At 32.4% G+C, this 22,255-nt stretch carries 22 protein-coding genes; 8 read left to right on the top strand and 14 right to left on the bottom strand.

The features are described 5' to 3' along the window. Positions 1-16: 16 nt before the first annotated feature. Positions 17-463 carry a peptide-methionine (R)-S-oxide reductase MsrB gene (gene msrB / locus BOW57_RS19690; RefSeq protein ID WP_129056762.1) on the bottom strand — a complete coding sequence of 149 codons (447 nt, stop codon included), beginning with the start codon at positions 461-463 and terminating at the stop codon, positions 17-19. Positions 464-532: 69 nt separating this feature from the next. Beyond that, positions 533-1,631, bottom strand: a protein-coding gene (gene prfB / locus BOW57_RS19695) for a peptide chain release factor 2 (protein WP_123872295.1) whose coding sequence is annotated in 2 segments (ribosomal slippage) — positions 533-1,567 and positions 1,569-1,631 — 1,098 coding nt in all. Because the reading frame shifts where the segments join, the coding sequence is not laid out codon by codon here. A gap of 376 nt (positions 1,632-2,007) precedes the next feature. On the opposite strand from prfB, the gene BOW57_RS19700 reads away from it, so the two are divergent. Further along, on the top strand, positions 2,008-3,027 hold the full coding sequence (locus BOW57_RS19700) for a low specificity L-threonine aldolase (protein ID WP_129056764.1): 1,020 nt from the start codon (positions 2,008-2,010) through the stop codon (positions 3,025-3,027). A 143-nt stretch (positions 3,028-3,170) separates the two neighbouring features. Here the strand turns inward: BOW57_RS19700 and BOW57_RS19705 are convergent, their stop codons facing one another. Then, entirely contained in the window at positions 3,171-3,491 is a 321-nt protein-coding gene (locus tag BOW57_RS19705; protein ID WP_089052354.1) for a YbaB/EbfC family nucleoid-associated protein, read from the bottom strand. 149 nt (positions 3,492-3,640) lie between these two features. Here BOW57_RS19705 and BOW57_RS19710 point away from each other — a divergent pair, with 149 nt between their 5' ends. From BOW57_RS19710 to BOW57_RS19720, 3 genes are all read left to right on the top strand, one after another. Then, entirely contained in the window at positions 3,641-5,701 is a 2,061-nt protein-coding gene (locus BOW57_RS19710) for a S9 family peptidase (protein WP_129056765.1), read from the top strand. A 72-nt stretch (positions 5,702-5,773) separates the two neighbouring features. Beyond that, complete coding sequence (locus BOW57_RS19715) at positions 5,774-6,814, top strand: PLP-dependent cysteine synthase family protein (RefSeq protein WP_089052352.1); 1,041 nt, start codon at positions 5,774-5,776, stop codon at positions 6,812-6,814. Between the two features lie 372 nt (positions 6,815-7,186). Next, positions 7,187-8,095 (top strand): LamG-like jellyroll fold domain-containing protein, encoded by a 909-nt coding sequence (locus BOW57_RS19720; protein WP_129056767.1) that lies wholly within the window; start codon positions 7,187-7,189, stop codon positions 8,093-8,095. 117 nt (positions 8,096-8,212) lie between these two features. Here the strand turns inward: BOW57_RS19720 and BOW57_RS19725 are convergent, their stop codons facing one another. The 6 genes from BOW57_RS19725 to gcvT form a co-directional block, all read right to left on the bottom strand. After that, entirely contained in the window at positions 8,213-8,416 is a 204-nt protein-coding gene (locus BOW57_RS19725; RefSeq protein WP_129056769.1) for a hypothetical protein, read from the bottom strand. 352 nt (positions 8,417-8,768) lie between these two features. Continuing rightward, a complete protein-coding gene (locus BOW57_RS19730) occupies positions 8,769-9,245 on the bottom strand; it encodes a hypothetical protein (protein ID WP_129056772.1) in 477 nt (158 codons plus the stop codon). 86 nt (positions 9,246-9,331) lie between these two features. Next, positions 9,332-9,778: a hypothetical protein gene (locus BOW57_RS19735; RefSeq protein ID WP_129056774.1), complete on the bottom strand. Its 447-nt coding sequence runs from the start codon at positions 9,776-9,778 to the stop codon at positions 9,332-9,334. A gap of 168 nt (positions 9,779-9,946) precedes the next feature. Beyond that, positions 9,947-10,660, bottom strand: a complete 714-nt coding sequence (locus tag BOW57_RS19740) for a YebC/PmpR family DNA-binding transcriptional regulator (protein WP_026729302.1) — start codon at positions 10,658-10,660, stop codon at positions 9,947-9,949. Positions 10,661-10,863: 203 nt separating this feature from the next. Then, the gene (locus BOW57_RS19745) at positions 10,864-12,894 is read right to left on the bottom strand and encodes a S41 family peptidase (protein ID WP_129056776.1); all 2,031 of its coding nucleotides are present in this window, start codon (positions 12,892-12,894) and stop codon (positions 10,864-10,866) included. A gap of 218 nt (positions 12,895-13,112) precedes the next feature. Further along, complete coding sequence (gene gcvT / locus BOW57_RS19750; RefSeq protein WP_089058171.1) at positions 13,113-14,195, bottom strand: glycine cleavage system aminomethyltransferase GcvT; 1,083 nt, start codon at positions 14,193-14,195, stop codon at positions 13,113-13,115. 321 nt (positions 14,196-14,516) lie between these two features. Here gcvT and BOW57_RS19755 point away from each other — a divergent pair, with 321 nt between their 5' ends. From BOW57_RS19755 to BOW57_RS19765, 3 genes are all read left to right on the top strand, one after another. Beyond that, the gene (locus tag BOW57_RS19755) at positions 14,517-15,362 is read left to right on the top strand and encodes an NAD(P)H-hydrate dehydratase (protein WP_129056778.1); all 846 of its coding nucleotides are present in this window, start codon (positions 14,517-14,519) and stop codon (positions 15,360-15,362) included. 206 nt (positions 15,363-15,568) lie between these two features. Next, positions 15,569-16,351, top strand: coding sequence for a HipA family kinase (locus BOW57_RS19760; RefSeq protein WP_129056780.1), 783 nt, complete (start codon positions 15,569-15,571; stop codon positions 16,349-16,351). Then, positions 16,341-16,724 (top strand): DUF3037 domain-containing protein, encoded by a 384-nt coding sequence (locus BOW57_RS19765; protein ID WP_129056782.1) that lies wholly within the window; start codon positions 16,341-16,343, stop codon positions 16,722-16,724. The genes BOW57_RS19760 and BOW57_RS19765 overlap by 11 nt, the downstream gene beginning before the upstream one ends. Positions 16,725-17,219: 495 nt before the next feature. Here BOW57_RS19765 and BOW57_RS19770 read toward each other — a convergent pair whose 3' ends face one another. Beyond that, positions 17,220-17,768, bottom strand: a complete 549-nt coding sequence (locus BOW57_RS19770; protein WP_129056784.1) for a HutD family protein — start codon at positions 17,766-17,768, stop codon at positions 17,220-17,222. 283 nt (positions 17,769-18,051) lie between these two features. Beyond that, positions 18,052-18,558, bottom strand: a complete 507-nt coding sequence (locus BOW57_RS19775) for a GNAT family N-acetyltransferase (protein WP_129056786.1) — start codon at positions 18,556-18,558, stop codon at positions 18,052-18,054. A gap of 444 nt (positions 18,559-19,002) precedes the next feature. Between BOW57_RS19775 and BOW57_RS19780 the strand changes: the two genes are divergently transcribed. After that, positions 19,003-20,067 (top strand): endonuclease/exonuclease/phosphatase family protein, encoded by a 1,065-nt coding sequence (locus BOW57_RS19780; RefSeq protein WP_129056788.1) that lies wholly within the window; start codon positions 19,003-19,005, stop codon positions 20,065-20,067. A 127-nt stretch (positions 20,068-20,194) separates the two neighbouring features. Here BOW57_RS19780 and BOW57_RS19785 read toward each other — a convergent pair whose 3' ends face one another. From BOW57_RS19785 to BOW57_RS20690, 3 genes are all read right to left on the bottom strand, one after another. Then, positions 20,195-20,710 (bottom strand): hypothetical protein, encoded by a 516-nt coding sequence (locus tag BOW57_RS19785; protein ID WP_129056790.1) that lies wholly within the window; start codon positions 20,708-20,710, stop codon positions 20,195-20,197. Between the two features lie 150 nt (positions 20,711-20,860). After that, positions 20,861-21,598, bottom strand: a complete 738-nt coding sequence (locus BOW57_RS19790) for a hypothetical protein (protein WP_129056793.1) — start codon at positions 21,596-21,598, stop codon at positions 20,861-20,863. Positions 21,599-21,776: 178 nt separating this feature from the next. Then, on the bottom strand, positions 21,777-22,255 hold a 479-nt coding region (locus BOW57_RS20690), incomplete at its 5' end, for a hypothetical protein (RefSeq protein WP_164973746.1).

A 22,255-nucleotide genomic window follows, 5' to 3' on the forward strand; every position in this document is an offset into this window, starting at 1 on the left:
AGTAGATCGCTTTTTATTAGTCTTTAATTTTAGAGAGCGAAATTGCATTAATGCAATATCTCAAGCCGCTTGGTTGTGGTCCGTCTGGAAAAACATGTCCTAAATGTGCGTCGCATACATTGCAGGTAACCTCAACGCGAATCATTCCGTATGATTTATCAGCATGATAAGCAATTGCATTTTCTTTTATTGGCTGTGTAAAAGAGGGCCAGCCTGTTCCTGATTCGAATTTTTCTGAAGCATCAAAAAGTAAAGTGCCACAGCATTTACACTCATAAATTCCAGGATCAAATAAACTGCAAAGCTCAGAACTAAAAGATCTCTCAGTTCCTTTTAAGCGTGTTACTTGAAACTCTTCGGGAGTTAAAAGCTGTTTCCATTCATCTTCAGTTTTTTCAACTCTCTTTTCAGGAGCTGGATTTCCTTTATTTGTAAAATGAATTACATCTGTCCATTTTATCATAATTTTTTTCTTTAAAGTTTACTGTAAACTAAAACTAACTACTAAAGACTGAGCAATGACCACTTTTGACTATTCCTCTTCTTTTTGTCCCATCATCATTAAAAATGCTTTCAAGAATGGGTCAATATTTCCGTTCATTACGCCATCGACATCGCTTGTTTCATAACCAGTACGAACATCTTTTACTAATTTATAAGGCTGCATTACATAATTGCGTATTTGCGAACCCCATTCAATTTTCATTTTTCCGGCTTCAATATCGGCACGTTGTGCTTGTTGTTTTTTTAATTCAATTTCGTACAACTGAGAGCGAAGCATTTGCATTGCACGTTGTCTGTTGTCTTGCTGTGACCTTGTTTCAGAACACTGAATTTGAATTCCAGTTGGTTTGTGAACCAATTGAACTTTTGTTTCTACCTTATTTACGTTTTGTCCTCCGGCACCACTTGAACGAGAAGTAGTAATTTCGATATCAGCAGGATTAATGTCAATTTCGATACTGTCGTCAACCAGTGGATAAACATACACAGAAGCAAATGAGGTATGGCGTTTTGCATTACTGTCAAAAGGGGAAATTCTAACTAAACGATGTACACCGTTTTCTCCTTTTAAATACCCAAATGAATAATCGCCCTCAAATTCTAAAGTAACCGTTTTGATTCCGGCAACATCACCGGCTTGAAAGTTCAACTCTTTTATTTTATAGCCATAACTTTCTCCCCACATCATGTACATACGCATTAGCATTCCTGCCCAATCGCAGCTTTCAGTTCCGCCAGCTCCAGCAGTGATTTGAAGAACAGCACTTAAACTGTCACCTTCATCAGAAAGCATGTTTTTGAATTCGATGTTTTCTATATGAGATTGTGTAACGTTGTATTGTTCATCAAGTTCATCTGCAGAAAGTTCTCCTTCTTTATAAAAATCATACGCCAGCTGCAATTCTTCTGTAAGTGAAACAGCTTTGTCATAATCTTCAATCCATTTTTTCTTGTTTCGAAGATTTTTTACAATACTTTCGGCTTCCTTGGGATTATTCCAGAAATCAGGCGCGAAAGTTTTTTCTTCTTCGTTTGCAATTTCGATTAGCTTGGCATCAACGTCAAAGATACCTCCTCAACGCACCAAGGCGCTCCACAATACCTTTTACTTGTTCGGCTGTTGTCATAAATTAATAAGTGTTTTTTATTTGTTTTTACCACTATTACATTTCTATAGAAATGCAATGTAATTTTGTTGTACAAAAATAACATATAGTTTTTAGAATTTACACTAAATCATCAGGGATAATATAAGGAAATACTATTTGTCTAGAAAAGATTGATTAATACTAAATAGGAAGATATATTTTTGGTTTAGTTGAAAAGCTTTTAAAAATAACAACTTATTTTTTGAATTATTAAGGCATGATATATATGTTTTTTATAAATATTACGTTAATTTGGTTCTATAGTTATGCGGCAAGTTAAAATTTATTAAAACTTGCGATCAAAAACTAACAGTAATATGTAATTTTGCTGTCCAAAAAAAAGATATAGTTTTATATGGAAATAAATTTAATTAGCGATACCATAACTAAACCTACACAGGAGATGCTGCAGTATATGTTTAACGCTCATGTTGGCGATGATGTATACAAACAAGATCCTACGGTTATAGAATTAGAAACAAGAGTAGCTGAGTTTTTTGGTATGGAAGCTGGACTTTTTTTTCCGTCAGGAACTATGGCAAACCAAACAGCAATAAAACTGCATACGCAGCCGGGTGAGCAGTTAATTGCTGATAAATATGCACACGTTTATCATTATGAAGGAGGAGGAGTTTCTTTTAACAGCGGTGTTTCCTGCTGTTTATTAGACGGTCATCGCGGTATGATAAATGCCAAACAGGTTGCAGCATCTATCAATGATCCTGAATTTTATCATAGTCCCTTAACAAGTTTGGTTTGTGTAGAAAATACGACTAACAAAGGCGGTGGTGCTTGTTATGAATTAGAAGATCTAAGAGAAATAAAAAAAGTCTGTGATGCAAATAATTTAAAATTCCATTTAGATGGAGCTAGAATTTGGAATGCATTAGTAGCAAAAAGACAAAATCCGAAGGAATTTGGGGCGATTTTCGACACTATATCGGTTTGTTTATCAAAAGGATTAGGAGCGCCAATTGGTTCTGTTTTGCTTGGAAGTAAAGCTGATATTCATAGAGCGTTGAGAATCAGAAAGATATTAGGTGGAGGAATGCGTCAAGTTGGTTATTTGGCAGCTGCAGGATTGTATGCTTTGGCAAATAATATTGAACGCTTGGCAGAAGATCATAGAAGAGCTAAAGAAATTGGAGCTATTTTGAGTACAAAATCATGGGTTGCCTCAGTAGAACCAGTAGAAACTAATATTTTGATTTTTTCTTTAGCAGAAGGATACAGCGATCAGCTTTTAATAGAAAAATTAAAACAGAAAAATATTATAATAAGCTCGCTTGGACATAATAAACTCCGAATTGTAACGCATTTAGATTATAAGGAGGTTATGCATAGCTATGTAGTAGAAATGCTTTCGAAGATTTAGGGAAAAAGGTGCTAAGGCACTAAGTTGCTAAGATTCTAAGTTTTTACTTTGCTTTATAGAAAAAAAGACACACGAATTGTGCGTCTTTTTTTTTTTAAACCTTGTCCCTCAGAATCTTAGTACCTTAGAATCTTAGTGCCTTATTATTTAAACAAATTATCCATTCCAGGAATCATTGGCATATCCATTTTTGCAACAGCGTCCAATTCTCTTTCGTTTACGCTTGTTGCTTTTTCAATTGCCTTATTTAAAGTTACAATTAAGTAATCTTCAAGCTGTTCTTTGTCTTCTAATAGAGAGTCATCTATAGAGATTGTTTTTATTTTTCTATTGGCAGTTAATGTTACTTTCAATAATCCGTCAGCGCTTTGTTCGTCAATTAAAACAGTATCTAGGCGTTTCTTTGTATCTTCAATTTTTTGTTGGGTTTCTTTAAGTTTTCCCATCATTCCCATTAAATCCATTTTTTGTTGATTTTTAAATTATTTCATACAAAATTAGTATATTGCTTTATGATTACAATAGAATATTTTATGAAAAAATTAATTCCCGTTCTATTCTGATTGTAGTATTTTTGCCTTTCCGTATTTAAAAACTAATGCTTAATTAAATAATGCAAAACGATATATTGGCTCCAAAGGCTAAAGAAATTCCAAAAACATTAAAGAAACATAAAGAATCTAGGATAGATAATTATTTTTGGCTGAACGATCGAGAGAATCCAGAAGTTATTGATTATTTGAATAAAGAGAATGAGTTTTATCAAAAAATGACCGCTCATACAAAGGATTTGCAAGAGTCATTGTATGAAGAAATGAAGGGGAGAATTAAAGAAGATGATTCATCTGTTCCTTATTTCTACAACGGATATTTTTATATTACACGATTTGAAACAGGTCAGGATTATCCAATATTTGCTAGAAAAAAAGGCAGTCTTTCTGCAGATGAAGAAATTTTATTCAACTGTAATGAACTAGCAAAGGGGCATGCTTATTTCAAATTAGGAGGCTTAAGTATAAGTCCAGATAATAAATTTGTCACTTTTGGAGTTGACATTGTTGGAAGAAGAATTTACACGATTCAGATTAAAAACCTTGAAACAGGAGAAGTCTTATCAGATAAAATAGAGAATGCTACTGGAGGGTCTGTTTGGGCAAATGATAATAAGACTATTTTTTATACCAGACAAGATGAAGTTACTTTAAGAGCCGATAAAATTTTTAGACATAAATTAAATACAGATTCTAAAAAGGATGTTTTGGTTTATGATGAAGTTGATGATACTTTTAATGTTTCGGTAAGTAAAGAAAAGTCAAGAAAATATATTGTAATAAGTTCAGGAAGTACTTTAACAACTGAATATAGAATTTTGAATTCAGATAATCCTGATGGTGAATTTGAGGTTTTTCAGCCTCGTGTTCGTGGTTTAGAGTATAGTATTTCGCACTACGAAGATTCTTTTTATATCTTAACGAATAAAGATAAGGCGACTAATTTTAAATTAATGAAAACGCCTGAAAATAAAACAGGAAAGAAAAATTGGGTAGATCTTATTCCGCATCGTGAAGATGTTTTGTTAGAAGATATAGAGATCTTTAAAAATTTTCTGGTTGTAGAAGAGCGCTCAAACGGTTTAAATCACATTCGAATTATGCCTTGGGGTGAAGATAAAGATTATTATCTGCCATTTGGCAGTGAAACTTATAACGCCTATACTACAACAAATATTGATTTTGATACCGATGTTTTACGATACAGCTATCAATCGCTTGCGACGCCGTCATCTGTTATTGATTTTAATATGAAAACTAAAACCAAAGAGATCTTAAAAGAGCAACAGGTTTTAGGAGGTAAATTTGATAAAGAAAATTATATCGAAGAACGTGTTTGGGCAACTGCAAGAGATGGTGTAAAAGTGCCAATTTCGATGATTTACAGAAAAGGATTGAAGAAAAACGGAAAAAATCCGCTGTTATTATACTCGTATGGTTCTTACGGAATTACAATGGATACTTATTTTTCTTCAACAAGACTTTCTTTGTTAGACCGTGGTTTTATTTACGCGATCGCACATATTAGAGGAGGAGAAGACTTAGGAAGACAATGGTATGAAGATGGAAAACTGTTAAAAAAGAAAAATACCTTTACAGATTTCATCGATTGCTCTAAATTTGTAATTAACGAAAATTATACATCTCCTGAACATTTATATGCTGAAGGAGGATCTGCAGGAGGACTTTTAATGGGAGTTGTTGTTAATGAAGCTCCAGAATTATACAACGGAGTTATTGCTCAGGTGCCTTTTGTAGATGTTATTACAACGATGCTGGATGACAGTATTCCGCTTACAACTGGAGAATATGATGAATGGGGAAACCCAAATAATAAAAAGTATTACGATTATATGTTATCGTACTCACCGTATGATAATGTAAAAGCGCAAAACTATCCTAATATGTATGTATCAACAGGATTGCATGATTCTCAGGTACAATATTGGGAGCCAGCTAAATGGGTTGCTAAATTGAGAGATTTAAAAACAAATAATAATTTTTTGTTTTTAGATACCAATATGGATGCTGGCCATGGTGGGGCTTCAGGACGTTTTGAGGCTTTGAGAGACTTAGCAAAGGAATTTAGTTTTTTATTAGATTTAGAAAAAATTAAAAGCTAATTAAAAATTTTTTGTTAAATTTGCAACCTATCGAGGTTATTTTAAAATACCATCTCGATTAACTATTTTTTTATGAAAGAAGAAATAAACGCTTATAATAATGTTTTAGAATTAATAGGTAATACCCCGCTTATTAAACTAAATAAAGTCACCGAAGAGTTAGAAGGAAATTTCTACGCAAAGGTAGAAGCTTTTAATCCAGGTCATTCCTCAAAAGATAGAATAGCGTTATATATTATCGAAGAAGCCGAGAAAAAGGGAATTTTATCACCAGGTGATACTATTATCGAAACTACATCAGGTAATACAGGTTTTAGTTTGGCAATGGTAAGCATTATAAAAGGTTACAATTGTATTTTGGCCGTAAGCTCAAAATCATCCAAAGATAAAATTGACATGCTGCGAAGTTTAGGTGCCAAAGTATATGTTTGCCCTGCTCACGTTTCTGCAGATGATGAAAGATCGTATTACAATGTAGCTAAACGACTTCACGAGGAAACAAAAGGATCGGTTTATATCAATCAGTATTTTAATCAATTAAATATTGATGCCCACTACAACACTACTGGCCCTGAAATTTGGGAACAAACTAAAGGAAAAATTACACATCTTATTGCTTGCAGCGGAACTGGAGGAACAATTTCTGGAACAGCAAAATTCTTAAAAGAGCAAAATCCGAATATTAGAATTTTAGGTGTTGACGCTTTTGGATCAGTATTGAAGAAATACCACGAAACAAAAGAATTTGATAATAAAGAGATTTATCCATACCGAATTGAAGGTTTAGGAAAAAATTTAATTCCATCAGCAACAGATTTTGATATCATTGATAAATTCATGAAAGTGACCGATGAGGAGAGTGCGCACTCAGCTAGAGAAATCACTCGAAAAGAAGGTTTGTTTGTAGGTTATACTTCTGGAGCAGTAATGCAGGCTATTAAACAATATGCGGAAGAAGGAGAGTTTACAAAAGATAGTAACATTATAGCGATTTTTCCAGATCATGGTTCGCGTTATATGAGTAAAGTATTTAGTGATGACTGGATGAATGAACAAGGTTTCTTTGACAGTGTTAATGAAGAAGAAGCTCAAAAAATTGAATTTGTAAAGTAGGTTAGACTGCTTTTTTAGATATTAGAACTCCATTCGTATTTGCGAATGGAGTTTTTTTATGGAACTATATTTAGTTGATAATACGATTGGGTGTTATTTTTGGTTTTTAAAATTATGGATGTTTTTGTTTTAAATGAGAATACCGTATTTATACGTAAGAAATTTTTAGTTTAATTGTGAGATGTTCAAAATTTTAATATAATGTTATGTGGTATAAATAATTCTAATTGTTGGTTGAAAATCATCAATTTTGGTTATTTGAACGATTATTTAGGTTAGTTGTCGGATAAATTTCAGCTCAAAAACATAATAATCTAGTTTAGCAGTGTTAAAATGACACAATGTTTTTTTTAATCCCTAAATCTACATATCATGAAAAAATTACTACTCTCATTTTTGTTTGTAAGTTATTTGAATGCGACTGCTCAAAATCCAATTCAGGAGTTTAGTTTCAATGGGACTTTAAATAATACGGCAAATACGACTTCTTTTATCGGAACAAATAATTTTGTTGCTGATAGAGCAGGAGTTGCTGCAAATGCACAAAGACTAAATGGCAGGGCTATGGAAGCTGTTATTGATAATCTGCCAATGGCAAATAATGCAAGAACAGTAAGTATTTGGGTTAAGTTTAATGATATTACTGCGGCAAATTATATTTGGGGTTACGGTACAGCTTACAATGCGCAGTATTGCGGATTATTACAGCAAGGTACCTCATCGTCAAATTCAGATTTAAGTTTAGCAGGCTGGGGTGCTACTAATGATGTTATTGTTTCAACCACCTTAAGCAAAGATACATGGTATCAATATACTATTACGTATGATGGTACAGTTTCTAAAATTTATAGAAACGGAGAATTGTTGAAATCGTTAAGCGGTATAATACGTTCAACAAAAGGAAATATTTTTAGATTAGGAGAAGTAAATACGACAGTTGGAATTAACGCTGATATCGACGATTTAAAGATCTATGATACAGCTTTGACAGATCAACAGGTTACGGAGCTTTATAATAGCTCTAAGGCAGTCGTTACTATAGCAGCAGCAGCGGTAACAAAGCCGGCAGTTTTAAAGTCTAAAGTAAATGCAAAATCTGCAGTATCAGGTTCTATAATAACGAACAGTGATGTAAATGCAGGAACAAAAAATATTGAAGTGTTTTCGCAAGGGCAGAAGGTACTTGGAAATACTAGTTCATTAAATGTTAATGATCTTCCAGAGGGAACTTATCTGCTGAAAATTACAAATTCACCAGCCAAGAAAATTACTTCAAAATAAGGCATTACGTTATTTTTATAATAGTTAGTTAGTTTTTTATATTTTTAGTAGCACTCAGGTTTTGGAATAGTAAAAAAGCCTTCTGAATTTTCAGAAGGCTTTTTGCTTTGTATAGTATTAATGCTTTTTTTGCTGCCCTGGAGCATAAGCTTTTGCACTTTTATCTCCATTCATTTTCTTTGCTTGTCCTGGTGGTATTTTTTTACCTGATGGTGCAGGTGTATACGTGTGAGTATGTGTTGAGCAGCTTATAGCGCTGATGATTACAAATAAAATAACCATTACGATTATGATATATTTAGTGTATTTAGATGTTTGCATTTTTCGTCTATCTGAGAATGGGGAATAAATATAAATTTTACTTTATTTCACTATAGTTATAGCAAAAGTAGAGTAGTGAAAGTTTTTTAGCTAATAATGCTTATTACTATAAATAAGATAACTAAAATTATTACAGCGAATTTTGTGTATTTTGAAGTTTGCATTGTTCTTTATTTTTAAATTAATTTCGTCTCAAGAAAAACAAATATAATAGTTTTTTTTGATTATGAGTTCCTTTTTGCATATTTTGGGGATAACTGTATAATATAGAATTATCGATACTAGCAGAATGGGAGTGATGTAATCAATAAAGACTTAATAATTTCTAACGTCTTTATTATTGTATTTAAATCTAGAGTGAGGGCTTGCGTGTGTTTTCTCTTCGTTTTATTTTTAAATAACAAAATAGTGCTGGGAGTATTACAATCATAAATAATGGAGTAACCCAATATTGACGCATTTCATATGAAAATGGATTATTAATTATATTATTCTCCCTTCTGTAAAGTATTTTATCCTTTACCGCTTTAATTCTCCAAATCGGAATCTGGCTTGTGTTTAAGCTTCCACTTTCAATAATATTTATTGGTATTGCGATTCCGCTTTTTAGTTTATCAGATTTGCAATACCCATAAAATACCCAAGACGTTTTATTGCTGCCGCTATTTGAAGGAGGTATTTTTTCATTTACTGCCAGTATGTCTTTAGAGTAATTTTTCTCGGGATTCAATGATGCATAAAAGATTTTAGTTTTTGAGAAATCATTTATTGCTTCTATTCCAATTATTGATAATCCCAAAAAGATAAGAATTAAACAAATTGTTTTCATTAGCTAATAATATTTTATTTGTGTGTTAGTGTTTATTCAATAATTTATTTAGTTTTCAGAATGCAAAATATAAGGGTTTTACTCGATTATTGATTTCTTTTAAAAATTAAATAAATTAATGAAAATGGGGCAAATAAAAAGAAAAAGGGTTCTAGAAAATATTTGAAGTCTAAACCTATAAAACTGGTAGGTTTCTGATAAAACAAATTGGCAGATGTGTATTTAGAGTGATAGACAATTAGCCTATGATCTTTAAAACGATATGAGAATGTAGAAATATTGATGTTCATTGTTAATGAGGCCTTTTTATTATTAGACACTAAAAAGCCATGATAGACAAAATTAGAAGATGTATTTCGTCCTACACCAGTAGCCGGACCAGATTCGGTGATAATTAATGTGTCTTTTACAAAGCCATCTTTGCAAAATGCGATCGTATATCCAGTTTTAAGGACTGAAAAATTATGAATTATTTCTTCAATCAACATTAGTGATGCAAACACTATTATTATATAGGCAAGAGCTTTTCTCATTGTATTATTACTGCATAAATGATTTGTTAGTATAGCTGTCTATCTTCTTGTTTTGTTTTTGTGCCAAACGTATGCATTAATTTTGTTTTTGTTTTACGTGTTTTCGTATTAGTAAAAAAAAACTCCAGATTTCTCCGGAGTTCAATTTTGTAATATAAAAAGAAAAGATTATTCCTCTTTCATAGTATGATAAACGTTCATTACGTCATCATCTTCTTCAATTTTTTCGATTAATTTTTCAACGTCAGCGATTTGAGCTTCTGTTAATTCTTTAGTGATTTGCGGAATACGCTCAAAACCTGATGATAAAATTTCAAGTCCTCTGTTTTCTAATTCTTTTTGCAAAGCACCAAAGCTTCCAAAAGGAGCATAGATTAAGATTCCATCTTCATCTTCAAAAACTTCTTCGGCACCAAAATCAATTAATTCAAGTTCTAATTCTTCAGCATCAAGACCGTTGTTTGCAATTCTAAAGTTACAAGTATGGTCAAACATAAACTCGACAGAACCTTGAGTTCCCATAGTTCCGTTACATTTGTTAAAGTAACTGCGAATGTTAGCAACTGTTCTGTTATTATTATCAGATGCAGTTTCAATCAAGATTGCAATTCCGTGAGGCGCATATCCTTCAAATAAAATTTCCTTATAGTTGGCAGTATCTTTATTACTTGCATTTTTTATTGCGCGCTCCACATTGTCTTTCGGCATGTTAGCGGCTTTTGCATTTTGTATAACAGCTCTTAATCTAGAATTGGCATCAGGGTTTGGACCACCTTCTTTAACTGCCATAACGATATCTTTACCAATTCTGGTAAATGTTTTAGCCATTGCTGACCAACGTTTCATTTTTCTTCCTTTTCTAAATTCGAACGCTCTTCCCATTTCTAATTTTTAGTTTTTGTGATGCAAAAATACGGTTATTCCTTAATTTTTCCAAAATCAAAATTTAAGTTTTTTTGATTTGTTTTGAGGTTAAGGTTTCAAGTTTCAGGTTTTAGTTTTCAAGCTGGTACAATATTGCGTAAAATTTAGCACGCTATGTGTAAAACCTGAAACTTGAAACAAAAAAACTTGAAACAAAACTTTTATTTCGAAGAATTAAAGTCATTTATAATATTAACCGCTTCATTTAAGTATGGGTTTATTTTTAAATGATCTATTTGGTACTGATTTATTGTTTTGTCATTAGGATAAGCACTCAATAAATACTGGTTTACTGTGGAGTTATAAACGTCCAGCGGATTATTTTCGTCATTAAAAGTATTGATTTCTTTCCACAAAGAATTTACTATTTTTTTCTGATTAAAGACAGCGTCAATAGTCATTGGTACTTCGGCTTTTGGAGTGTTTACTAATTGATCTATTTTTAGATTGATCTTTTTAATATCATTAAAATAAAAATTATCTGCCAGCCTTGTCTTACTGTTTTTGGCTAGTTTATCGATTAAAGCTCGTTTTACATACGGGCGGTATTTTAGTGTTGAAGTAATACTGTCATTTTTAATAGCAGTTGGAAAATCGCTTTCTTTTTGATAAACATCTTCGTAAAACTCAGGAAGAACCACATCGGGTGTCACACCTATGTATTGATGGCTTTTTCCTGTTACTCGGTAAAATTTATTAATCGTAATTTTTAGAAAATCAGTATTTTTTGTTTCGTCAAGCGAAAGAATTGTCTGCATCGTTGCTTTACCAAGAGTACTGCTGCCTAATAAAAGAGCACGATTATAATCTTGCATAATAGAAGAGAAAAATTCACTGGCCGATGCTGTATTACTATTAACAAGTATTACAATAGGACCTTTGTAAATTACACCTTTAAAAGGATCATTTATAATAGATTTTTCTTTAGTATGATCAATAACAATCGAAAGTGGACCATAATCAACAAACATTCCGGCAAGTTTAATAGCTTCTTCCATAGAACCGCCGCCATTATCTATTAAATCTATAACAAGACCTTTGATATTGTCTCTTTCTAATTTTATAATTTCTCTGGCTACATCATCAGCACAGCCTTTTCTGCTGTTTCCATCCAGATCAGCATAGAAACTTGGAATTTTGATATATCCTATTTTACTGTCTTTGCCAATTATAAAACTGAAAACTGAATTTTCTTCATCTTTCATTACTTGCTTTTCAATGTAAACCTCAAAACTTTTACCTGAATTTCTTTTAAGAGTAATAGTCAAGCTCTTATTCGCCTCAGATAAAATCATGGTCGAAATAGATTCTAATGAAGCACACGAAACCTGAAGCGTTTCTTTTTGATTAGAAACCGAAACGATTTGATCGCCTTTTTTTATCTGCCCAGTCTGATATGCGGGACCATTTGGGTCAAGTTCTTGTACAATAATTTCATTTTTTTCATTAAGATTTACTGTCATTCCTAATGATAAATGCTCTTTTGATAACGACGCAACAAAGCTAGATTTAGAGTCATCGCTAAAATAGGCTGTATGCGGATCAAAATAGGTGCAGAAAAAATTATAAAGATTCTCGTTTTGATTTGTTTTGGTTTCTAACAGCGTATTAATACGGCAGATTTCATTTGATAAAATCAATTTTCTAGATTTTACTTCTATAGATTTAAAATTAGCTTTGATAGAATCTAAATTATCGCTTGTTTCTGCAATATCATCCAGAATTTGATAACGTATTTTTTTTCGCCATACCTTTTCCAAGTCTTCATTTTTCAAATAAAATGGAAATGATTTTTTGTAAAATCTAATAGTATCTTTTTTACTGTAATCAAAAGGTGCGGCTTGAATTTTTTCAAGAATATTTTTTGTTCTTTCTAATCCTGAAATGTATTTTGATGTAATGTCAGTCAAAAAACTGCAGTCGTTTTCTAGAATTAAATTATCTAAGTTTAAACGATATTTTGCTGTCATTTCATCGTATTCGCTCTTAAAAAAGATGTTTCTAGAAGGATCTAATTCATTAATTAGATTATCAAAAACAAAAACCGATAAACTGTCATCGACTGGTTTTGGACGTAGATGTTCTGATTGGATTGTTGCATTTATTTTGTTTAGTATTTCGCAGGTGTTGTCGCTATTTTGACTAAATAGAACGTTGGCAGTTAACATCAATACTAATACTATTTTTTTCATAAATCGAAGATCTTCGTTTAGACTAAAATTACGTTTATTTTTTCATAAAAATTACGTTTTTTCTAAAAAAACTTACACACCAGTAAATGTTTTTATAGCCTTAAATGCATTTGAGAATAATACGGATTAAATCATTTTTTCTTGTAAATACTTTAATTTTTGGCCAAAAAAAATGCATTACAATTTGTAATGCATTTTCTAACTATTTTAGGAAAATATTATTTCTTGTAAAAAGGCAGTTTTACCACTTTTGCAGGAACATCATTTTTTCTAATTCTAATAAAAACATCACTGTCAACAGCGCTGTTTGCAACAGTAACATATCCTAAACCAATACCTTTGTTCATAGACGGAGACATTGTTCCAGAAGTTACAATACCAATTACTTCACCTTGAGCATCAACGATTTCATAATCGTGTCTTGGTACCGCACGTTCCTGCATTTCAAAAGCTACTAATTTTTTTGTAACACCAGCTTCTTTTTGTTTTTTCAAACTTTCAGAATTGGTAAAATCTTTAGTAAACTTAGTAATCCATCCTAAACCAGCTTCAAGAGGAGAAGTTGTATCGTTAATATCGTTTCCGTACAAACAGAATCCCATTTCTAAACGTAAAGTATCACGAGCAGCAAGACCAATAGGTTTGATTCCGTAAGCTGCTCCAGCTTCAAAAACTTTATTCCAAATTGCTTCAGCATCTGCATTTTTGCAATAAATTTCAAATCCGCCAGAACCAGTATATCCAGTAGCAGAAATAATTACATCATTAAAACCTGCAAAATCACCAACTTCAAAGTGGTAATATGGAATTGCAGCTAAATCTAATGACGATAAAGGCTGCATTGCTTCAACCGCTTTTGGTCCTTGAATTGCCAATAAAGAATAATCATCAGAAAGATTTTTCATTTCAACACCTAAATCATTGTGAGATGAAATCCAGTTCCAGTCTTTTTCAATATTCGAAGCATTTACAACAAGTAAATACTCTTCTTCTTTCATTTTATATACAATCAAATCATCTACAATTCCGCCTTCATTATTTGGCAGACAAGAATATTGTGCTCTTCCAATTGTCAAAGTCGAAGCATCGTTTGAAGTTACTTTCTGAATCAAAGCCAAAGCATTTGGACCAGTAAGTAAAAATTCGCCCATATGCGAAACGTCAAAAACACCTACACTGTTTCGAACAGTTTCATGTTCAGCATTTACACCTTCGTATGTAATAGGCATATTGTAACCCGCAAAAGGCAGCATTTTTGCTCCCAAACTCTCATGTATGTGCGTAAGCGCAGTATTTTTCATTGTGTTGTTTTATAAAATTGAATCGCAAATTTATTTAAAAAATATCAAATTTGAATGCTATAAATTATAAATTTCGCAATGATTAAGAGCTATTTCCTGCTATCCGCTATATCTTTTACTTTTTAAAGGAAAAAGTAACTAGGGCTGACCGTTTAAAAGAAACATTCGTGCATTAGATTTTTTATGTAACTTTAATCAAGAAACATAAAAGAATCCTTTATGCAAAGTTTTTATAATCAGCTATGTTTTTTAAACAAGTGAAACGCCTTTATTCGCAAAGAAAAACCATGATTCTATGTGTTTAAATAAAAAAAGCATCAAATGAAATCTCCGTATTTAATCACAAAAGAAGAAGTTTTAAGAGTCTACAAACCCGTAAGTCCTCATACGCACAAAGGACTTCAAGGCCATGCAGTTATTATTGCAGGAAGTTACGGAAAAATGGGAGCCGCTGTTTTAGCTTCAAAATCCTGTTTAAAATCAGGATGCGGACTCGTAACAACTTTTATCCCAAAATGCGGTTATCAGATTCTTCAAATCTCAATTCCAGAAGTAATGACAGTTACAGATGAAAACACAAATTTCATTACTAACATTCATTTGCCGTTAATTCCGCAGGCAGTTGGAATTGGACCAGGAATAGGCAAGGAGCTGGGAATGCAAAAAGCCTTATTTGAATTTTTAAGAGTAAACAAAGCACCTTTAGTTATCGATGCAGATGCATTGAATATTTTAGCCGAAAACCTATCTTGGCTGGAACTAGTTCCTGAAGACACCATCCTAACACCTCATCCAAAAGAATTAGAGCGTTTAATTGGAAAGTGGAATTCAGAAGCAGAGAAATTTCAAAAAACGATTGCTTTTTCAGAAAAATACAAAGTTATTGTGGTTATGAAAGGAGCACCAACTTACATTATCAATAGAGCTTCAGTCTACGAAAACACGAGCGGAAACGCTGCGCTGGCAACCGCAGGAAGCGGCGACGTCTTAACAGGAATTCTAACAAGTCTTCTTGCGCAAGGTTACGAACCCAAATATGCGTCAAAACTAGGCGTTTACCTGCACGGATTAACAGCCGATTTAGCTTTGCCAAAAACAGGTTATGAGTCTTTTACGGCTTCTACAATTATTAAGTATTTAGGAAAAGCGTTTTTGAGCTTAGCTTAACCGCAAAGAGCGCAAAGGTTTACACAAGGTTCGCAAAGTTTTTGTAGATATAGCTTTGTGAACTTTGCGATTTTGTAAAATCCTTATTAAATAAAATCTTAGCGTGCTTTGCGGTTAAAATAAAAATCAAAAAATCGTAAGTTTGTAATGTCAAAGATTAGAAACTTAGCAACTCAGTACCTTAGCATCTTTGAATCTTAAAAAAAATGAAAAACAACTTCGATCTTAGAACGGTAAATGTTACTCGTTATATTACACCTTTGCGTGAAGGCGGATCTTTACCCGCTTTGGCAGAAGCCGATGACGATTTTAAATACGTCTTAAAATTTAAAGGAGCCGGGCACGGTATAAAAGCACTAATAGCCGAATTAGTAGGCGGACAAATTGCAAAAGCTTTAAGATTGCAGCTGCCAGAATTAGTTTTTGCTAATCTTGATGAAGCTTTTGGAAGAACCGAAGGCGATGAGGAAATTCAAGATTTACTGCAAGGAAGTCAAGGATTGAATCTTGCGCTTCATTTTTTATCAGGTGCTATTACTTTTGATCCTGTTGTAACAACTGTAGATGCCAAATTGGCTTCGCAAATTGTTTGGCTGGATGCTTATATTACAAACGTCGACAGAACTTTTAAAAACACCAATATGCTGATTTGGCATAAAGAATTATGGCTGATCGATCATGGTGCGTGTTTGTATTTCCATCATTCTTGGAACAATTGGGAACAACATGCCAAAAGTCCGTTTGCATTAATAAAAGATCACGTTTTACTGCCGCAGGCTTCACTTTTAAAAGAAGTTGATACCGAGTTTAAAGCACTTTTAACAACAGAAATTTTAGAAGATATTGTAAATACAATTCCGCTGGAATGGTTGCAATGGGAAGATACCGATGAAACGCCCGAAGGTTTAAGAAATGTGTATTTACAGTTTTTAAAAACCAGATTAGAAAATTCAGAAACCTTTGTAAATCAGGCTCAAAATGCAAGATAGTCACTTATATGAGTATGCCGTGATTCGAGTTGTGCCAAAGGTAGAGCGCGAAGAATTTCTGAATATTGGAGTCATTTTGTTTTGTAAAAAAGCCAAATTTATAAAAGTTCTTTTTCATCTTAATAAAGAAAAAATACAAGCACTTTCTGATGATTTCGATATTGAACAATTAGAATGTAATTTGACTTCATTAGAAAAAATCACAAAGGGAGCCAAAGACGGCGGTCCAATTGCCGAATTTGATATTCCCGAACGTTTTCGCTGGTTAACCGCAATTAGAAGTTCAGCGATCCAGACCTCAAGACCACATCCAGGTTTGTGCCAGGATTTGGAGAAAACGATTCAGAGATTGTTTGAAGAGTTAGTTCTTTAAGGAAGGTTCAAAGGGGCAGAGGAGCAAAGGGACAAAGGTTTTATTTAATGCATTTATTCCTCAATCTTGTCATTTCGAGGAACGAGAAATCACACTAGAAATTCCGTACAGTATGCTGCCAATCTTTGTCGATATACGAGTGTGATTTCTCGTACCTCGAAATGCCAAACTGTACGGGAACTTTATCAAAAAACCTTTGTAAGTTTACTCGCGTTTGTTATCGAGATTGTAGCAGCAAAGTATTATCCCCAATCTTGTCATTTCGAGGTACGAGAAATCTTCGTGAGAAGCTCGACAAAGATTGGATTTCTATTACGGAGTTACTTGCGAAGATTTCTCGTGCCTCGAAATGACAAACTGTAAGGAAACTTTATTAAAAGCCTTTGTAAGTTTACTCGAGATAGCTATTGGGATTTCGAGAAAAAAAAACTTGCGAACTTTGTGTAAACCCTTGCAAACTTTGTGGTTAAACGTTAAACCAAATACAGGATCAGATTAAAAATCTAATATTCCAAAAAGGCATTCATTAGAAAAATCAAGAATTATATTTTCCTTTTCTTGATTTTCAATGACCAATAAATCATAAGGTTCTAAAGAGTAACGCTTCTCATTAATTGTAATAACGGTTGAGTGTAAAGAAAATACAATTACTATTTGAGCATTACAATTCTGATTACGATTTGTTATTTCCAGTTTATGATGGGATATTTTTTCAGAAATCATCCAATTAAAATCAATCCCTTTTGTATAAGAAGTCACTTCATCATCCGAATTAAATTCCATGATTTTATACTTCTCGTATACTTTTTTTTTGTTGTTTATCTCAACATCCAAGAAGTTATCCAGCATAACCAAATATCGGTGATAGCCTTTAAATTTGGTAAACACTGAAGGAGCTTCGTCTATTGTAGCACTGCTTATTCTAAATACAAAATCTCTATCGGCGTAACTTGCTGTTTTCGGATATATCGTATATTCATAGGTTGATCCGCCGCTCCAAATAGAAGCGGTAACATTTTTTTTAGGGAAAAAGTGTATGTTCATTATATTAAAATTTTTAATCCTTTGGGTGAAATTATTTAACACATAGAAACATGGATTTTGTTTACTTAAAAAAGGCGTTTCACTTATTTAAAATGCATATAGCGTTCTATGTGAAAGAAATATATTTTTTTTTGTATCCTTTTTTACACATAAAATCTATGTTTCTATGTGTTTAATATTTTTTAATTAGACTTCAAGTTTTTAAATACATAATTGATCCTGCTTTTAGAATAACTTATAATGTAAAAAAATGTGGTGTCTTTATTTCTTCGCGGTAAAAAACTTAAATCTTTTTCTCGAGGCAAATGAACTCCAAAGGTTCTTCCGAAACCGTTATATGTACGCCGCTTTCAGGGAAAGCTTCTCTTTCGCCAGTATCGACATAACCGTGACGTTTGTACCAAGCGATTAGTTCATCGCGAACCGAAATAACCGTCATAATAATGCTGGATAAACCAAGAGTTTTAGCATGGATTTCAGCTTCAGCCAAAAGCTTTTTCCCGATGCCGTTATTTTGAAGTTCAGGCGAAACGGTCAACATTCCTAAATACAATTGATGTCCTTTTTCGACCAATAAAACCGAACCAATAATTTTATCATTCTCCGTAAATTTCAGAATCGTATTTTTAGGATCCTGTAAAATTTCGGTCATTTCTTCTTCATTAGTTCTTTTTCCTTCTAGTAAATGCGCTTCGGTTGTCCAGCCTTTTTTAGAAGATTCGCCTCTGTAGGCTGAGTTAATTAAAGTTACTAATGCGGGAATATCTTGTAGTGCTGCTTTGGTAATCATGGTATGCAATTGCGTTTTTATAAAATTGAATTGTCTCCTGCTTTAGCTGGAAAAACAAAAGTACAATATTGAAGATTGGCTTTAGCCAAAATACAAACGTTTTTTGATTAAAGTCATTTTGACACAGGGCATTCCCTTTTAAAAGTTTCTGACACTAATTACAATTCGTTTTTAATTGCACAAACCCTTAAAAACAGATAAAATTCGTGTAATTCAATTTTAAATTTAAAGAAAAATTAGTGATAATTGGTATAATTGCTTCGCCTGTTCGCTATCGCTCGGGTTGTGGCTGACTTTTTTTCTTTTTTAAAAGCGAGCGCCTCGATTTTGATATTAATTTTTAATAACTTTTTCTCTTGATCTCTATTATAATGTATATTTGAATTTAGCAAATCGATAATGCAGACGAGAGAAAAACTCAGCCAAAATTTTTTAAGATATTCAATGAAAAATAAAATACTATTCCTTGTTTCTTTGCTGTTTTTTGGAGCAGCAATTAGTTCTGTGTCAGCTTTTAATGTTAAGTCTTCGGCGGAAGATAATTTTAAAAGAGAGTTAAAAGTTCTGTCGTTAAATACTTGGCACGAAGGAACTACAGTAAAAGGAGGATTTGATGCGATTGTAGACGTAATTCTTCAATCTGATGCAGATATTGTTTTACTGAGTGAAATACGCAATTATAAAGAAGTATTATTTACACCACATATTTTAGAAGCTTTAAAAGCCAAAGGCAAGATTTTTTATGGCTCGAGCCTTAAAACAGATGCTGTTATTTTGTCTAAATTTCCTATCGAATCTACGACATCGATAAGTTCAGAATCCTTAATAAAATGCATGATTAGGTTAAACAAGAAAACTAGTGTTGCCGTGTATGCCGCACATTTAGATTATACACATTATGCTTGTTATCTGCCAAGAGGTTACGACGGAGTTAATTGGAAAAAATTACCAGAACCCATTTTAGATACCGAAAAAATTCTGAAACAAAATATCGATTCGCAGCGTGACGAAGAAATTGCACTTTTTGTAAAAGATGCTCAAATCGAACGTCAAAAAGGAAATCTAGTGCTTTTAGGAGGCGATTTTAATGAACCTTCGTATTTAGATTGGACGGCAGCGACAAAAGATTTATTCGATCATAACGGCGTTATTATACCGTGGCATAACAGTGTAACGCTTAAGAATAATGGTTTTCTAGACGCTTACCGAGTAAAATACCCCGATCCGGTTAAAAATCCAGGATTTACTTGGCCGGCTTATAATACTGATGTAGAATTATCAAAACTATTATGGGCAAAAGACGCCGATGAAAGAGAGCGTATTGATTTTGTCTATTTTTATCCAAATAAAAAACTCTCGCTGATAGATACTGTAATTGTTGGACCAACGGCAAGTATTGTAAAAGGAAAAGGAGTGGAGACTCAAGACGGAGATACATTTTTGAAACCAAACGGTATCTGGCCGTCTGATCATAAAGGGGTTTTGGCTGCTTTTTTGATTGTTGATTAATTATAACTTGTAATATGTCAAAAGAGTTTGCTTAGCTAGCGCGAGCGTCTCGCTCGTGCCTGTTCCAATTTGAATTAGATATTTTATGTGTTCACGAGCGGGACGCTCGCGCTAGCATGGGAGCGTATTATTTTTCTAAGTCAAAGATTCTAACAATTTTTGGACTTTGAGCATCAAGAAACATTTTTGTTCGTCCAAATAAGCAAATTTTACCTACTTTTTCAAAAACATTATGTTGTCCTTGTTCATTTATTAAAACCTCATCTCTGCAAACCCCATCTTGATGATTCTTTTCAATATAATCCCAATGTTTTTCAATTTCATCTTTAAATACAATTGTAAATGCTGGCTGACTATATTCAACTAAATAATTTCCATCATCCATTGCTGTGGGTTTCATATCAGGATGAGAATTATATATCTTATTTAGCACTGATTTTGCACTTTCCTCAATGGTTTCAACTTTTGAAGTAAAAAATACAACAGTTCCAAATTCAAAAACAGCAAACTGCAATTTTTCTCCAGTATAGTATTTTGTTTTTTCGACAATTTCAGTATGATCGATAGGAAGATTAGGTTTCCATTTTGGTTTTGGAGGAAAATCTAATTGCTTTTTTCCAAGAAGTTTATCTAATATTCTCATTTTTTCTTTACTGGATTTAGTGATTCTTAATAGTAACTCATTTATAGACGAAACAAATTCCAGCTTGTGAACATTCCATTTTTTTTTTTTAAATTTCGTTGCGTTCACGAGCGGGACGCTCAAGCTAGCTGGGCTGTTAGCGGTAGTGCATTATACTCTTGTAAAAGTCAAATTGCTTATTTTTAAAGTAAAAAGCGCTAAATATGGATATAAAATTTTAAGAAGTTCTACTTTGTTTTGGTAACCAAATATTTCAGGAACAACGGTTGTTTCTCCATTATGAACAAAGTTATTTCGTACTGCATAAATAATTGTCAAAATTTCGTTGTTAGTTAAGTTAAATTGTAAATTTTCTACTTTCTGAATAATTTCAGTTAATCTTCTTCGTTGACCACTAATTGAGTTCTCCAAAGAATAATCTAAATATTCTATTAGCAATTCTCTTTTTGCTTGGATAGAATATATCTCATTTAGTTTTTCTTGTATCAACTCTAGTGAACGAGAAATTTCGATTGATTCAGCATAATTTAAATGAATAATACTATCTATCCATTCAATTTTGTTTTTTGATGCACCAACCGTTTCTGTATAAAATTTTATGTAAGTTTCGTAAGCAAACCAAAGGTCAGCTAATTTATAATATAGTAAATGACAAAGTTTTAAATCATTTTCTTTATCCGAAACAAAGAAATTATTTAGTCGTATTTCTCTAATACCAAAAGCCAACCTTATTTTTACGTCTAAATTTTGATACTCATTAAAAATTCTCTGAAGTCTTTCTAATTCGATTTCATTTTCAAAATTATCAAATATTCTATTTTGAAGTATTTCTCTATTCGCTTGAAATAAGTTATATTCTTGAAGGAAATTTTCATAATCATTTTCCATAATTGAATTTAAATTGAGTGTTGTTTTTGCATTACCGCTAACGTTCTGGCACTACAGCGGGTTTGGGATTAGGTTAAGCTCATTCTTCGGATTTGTCAAATCATCCCAAATACAAAACCAACTTTCCATTAAGTTTATTGCCCAAATCCGTTGTAGTAGCTGTTAGCTGATGTTTTATTTACGTTTCAAAGGTTATGTTTTTGATGAAAGCTCCGTTTGTAAAATCATCACTTCTAATTATAACTTTAGCTTCAATTATATTAGGTTTCTTTTCTAATACAATAATGGATTGATGGAAAACATTTTCACAAACTGAATTTTGTTTTAGAGTTATAGCGAACTTATTTTTTAATTGATTACGTTCAACAATAAATTCGGTTTTATTTTCTTCTGCGTTAATATGAAGGTTGCCTAAAACAAAATTATCTGAATAGTTTATTGGTGAGAAATAGTTTTTTTGTTTTTGATCATTTTCAGCTTTTTTTATTTCCCGTAAAAAATCTTCTTCTAATAAAATTGTGTATTCTTCTGATTTTTTAATAAATATTTCAATATCTAAATCAATTGATTTGTTTGATTTATTAATCAATTTTAAATCAAGATAGTTTGCATTCCATTTATTCACTTCTTCACTAGAAGGTTTTCCAACAATGTGGA

This window comes from Flavobacterium sp. YO64 (assembly GCF_004119505.1).
Classification (GTDB): domain Bacteria; phylum Bacteroidota; class Bacteroidia; order Flavobacteriales; family Flavobacteriaceae; genus Flavobacterium; species Flavobacterium oncorhynchi.

What these genes read in the sequence shown, in the direction of transcription:
- msrB (WP_129056762.1), bottom strand. Translation starts at nt 463, where the DNA reads ATGATAAAATGGACAGATGTAATTCATTTTACAAATAAAGGAAATCCA.
- BOW57_RS19700 (WP_129056764.1), top strand. Translation starts at nt 2,008, where the DNA reads ATGGAAATAAATTTAATTAGCGATACCATAACTAAACCTACACAGGAG.
- BOW57_RS19705 (WP_089052354.1), bottom strand. Translation starts at nt 3,491, where the DNA reads ATGGATTTAATGGGAATGATGGGAAAACTTAAAGAAACCCAACAAAAA.
- BOW57_RS19710 (WP_129056765.1), top strand. Translation starts at nt 3,641, where the DNA reads ATGCAAAACGATATATTGGCTCCAAAGGCTAAAGAAATTCCAAAAACA.
- BOW57_RS19715 (WP_089052352.1), top strand. Translation starts at nt 5,774, where the DNA reads ATGAAAGAAGAAATAAACGCTTATAATAATGTTTTAGAATTAATAGGT.
- BOW57_RS19720 (WP_129056767.1), top strand. Translation starts at nt 7,187, where the DNA reads ATGAAAAAATTACTACTCTCATTTTTGTTTGTAAGTTATTTGAATGCG.
- BOW57_RS19725 (WP_129056769.1), bottom strand. Translation starts at nt 8,416, where the DNA reads ATGCAAACATCTAAATACACTAAATATATCATAATCGTAATGGTTATT.
- BOW57_RS19730 (WP_129056772.1), bottom strand. Translation starts at nt 9,245, where the DNA reads ATGAAAACAATTTGTTTAATTCTTATCTTTTTGGGATTATCAATAATT.
- BOW57_RS19735 (WP_129056774.1), bottom strand. Translation starts at nt 9,778, where the DNA reads ATGAGAAAAGCTCTTGCCTATATAATAATAGTGTTTGCATCACTAATG.
- BOW57_RS19740 (WP_026729302.1), bottom strand. Translation starts at nt 10,660, where the DNA reads ATGGGAAGAGCGTTCGAATTTAGAAAAGGAAGAAAAATGAAACGTTGG.
- BOW57_RS19745 (WP_129056776.1), bottom strand. Translation starts at nt 12,894, where the DNA reads ATGAAAAAAATAGTATTAGTATTGATGTTAACTGCCAACGTTCTATTT.
- gcvT (WP_089058171.1), bottom strand. Translation starts at nt 14,195, where the DNA reads ATGAAAAATACTGCGCTTACGCACATACATGAGAGTTTGGGAGCAAAA.
- BOW57_RS19755 (WP_129056778.1), top strand. Translation starts at nt 14,517, where the DNA reads ATGAAATCTCCGTATTTAATCACAAAAGAAGAAGTTTTAAGAGTCTAC.
- BOW57_RS19760 (WP_129056780.1), top strand. Translation starts at nt 15,569, where the DNA reads ATGAAAAACAACTTCGATCTTAGAACGGTAAATGTTACTCGTTATATT.
- BOW57_RS19765 (WP_129056782.1), top strand. Translation starts at nt 16,341, where the DNA reads ATGCAAGATAGTCACTTATATGAGTATGCCGTGATTCGAGTTGTGCCA.
- BOW57_RS19770 (WP_129056784.1), bottom strand. Translation starts at nt 17,768, where the DNA reads ATGAACATACACTTTTTCCCTAAAAAAAATGTTACCGCTTCTATTTGG.
- BOW57_RS19775 (WP_129056786.1), bottom strand. Translation starts at nt 18,558, where the DNA reads ATGATTACCAAAGCAGCACTACAAGATATTCCCGCATTAGTAACTTTA.
- BOW57_RS19780 (WP_129056788.1), top strand. Translation starts at nt 19,003, where the DNA reads ATGAAAAATAAAATACTATTCCTTGTTTCTTTGCTGTTTTTTGGAGCA.
- BOW57_RS19785 (WP_129056790.1), bottom strand. Translation starts at nt 20,710, where the DNA reads ATGAGAATATTAGATAAACTTCTTGGAAAAAAGCAATTAGATTTTCCT.
- BOW57_RS19790 (WP_129056793.1), bottom strand. Translation starts at nt 21,598, where the DNA reads ATGGAAAATGATTATGAAAATTTCCTTCAAGAATATAACTTATTTCAA.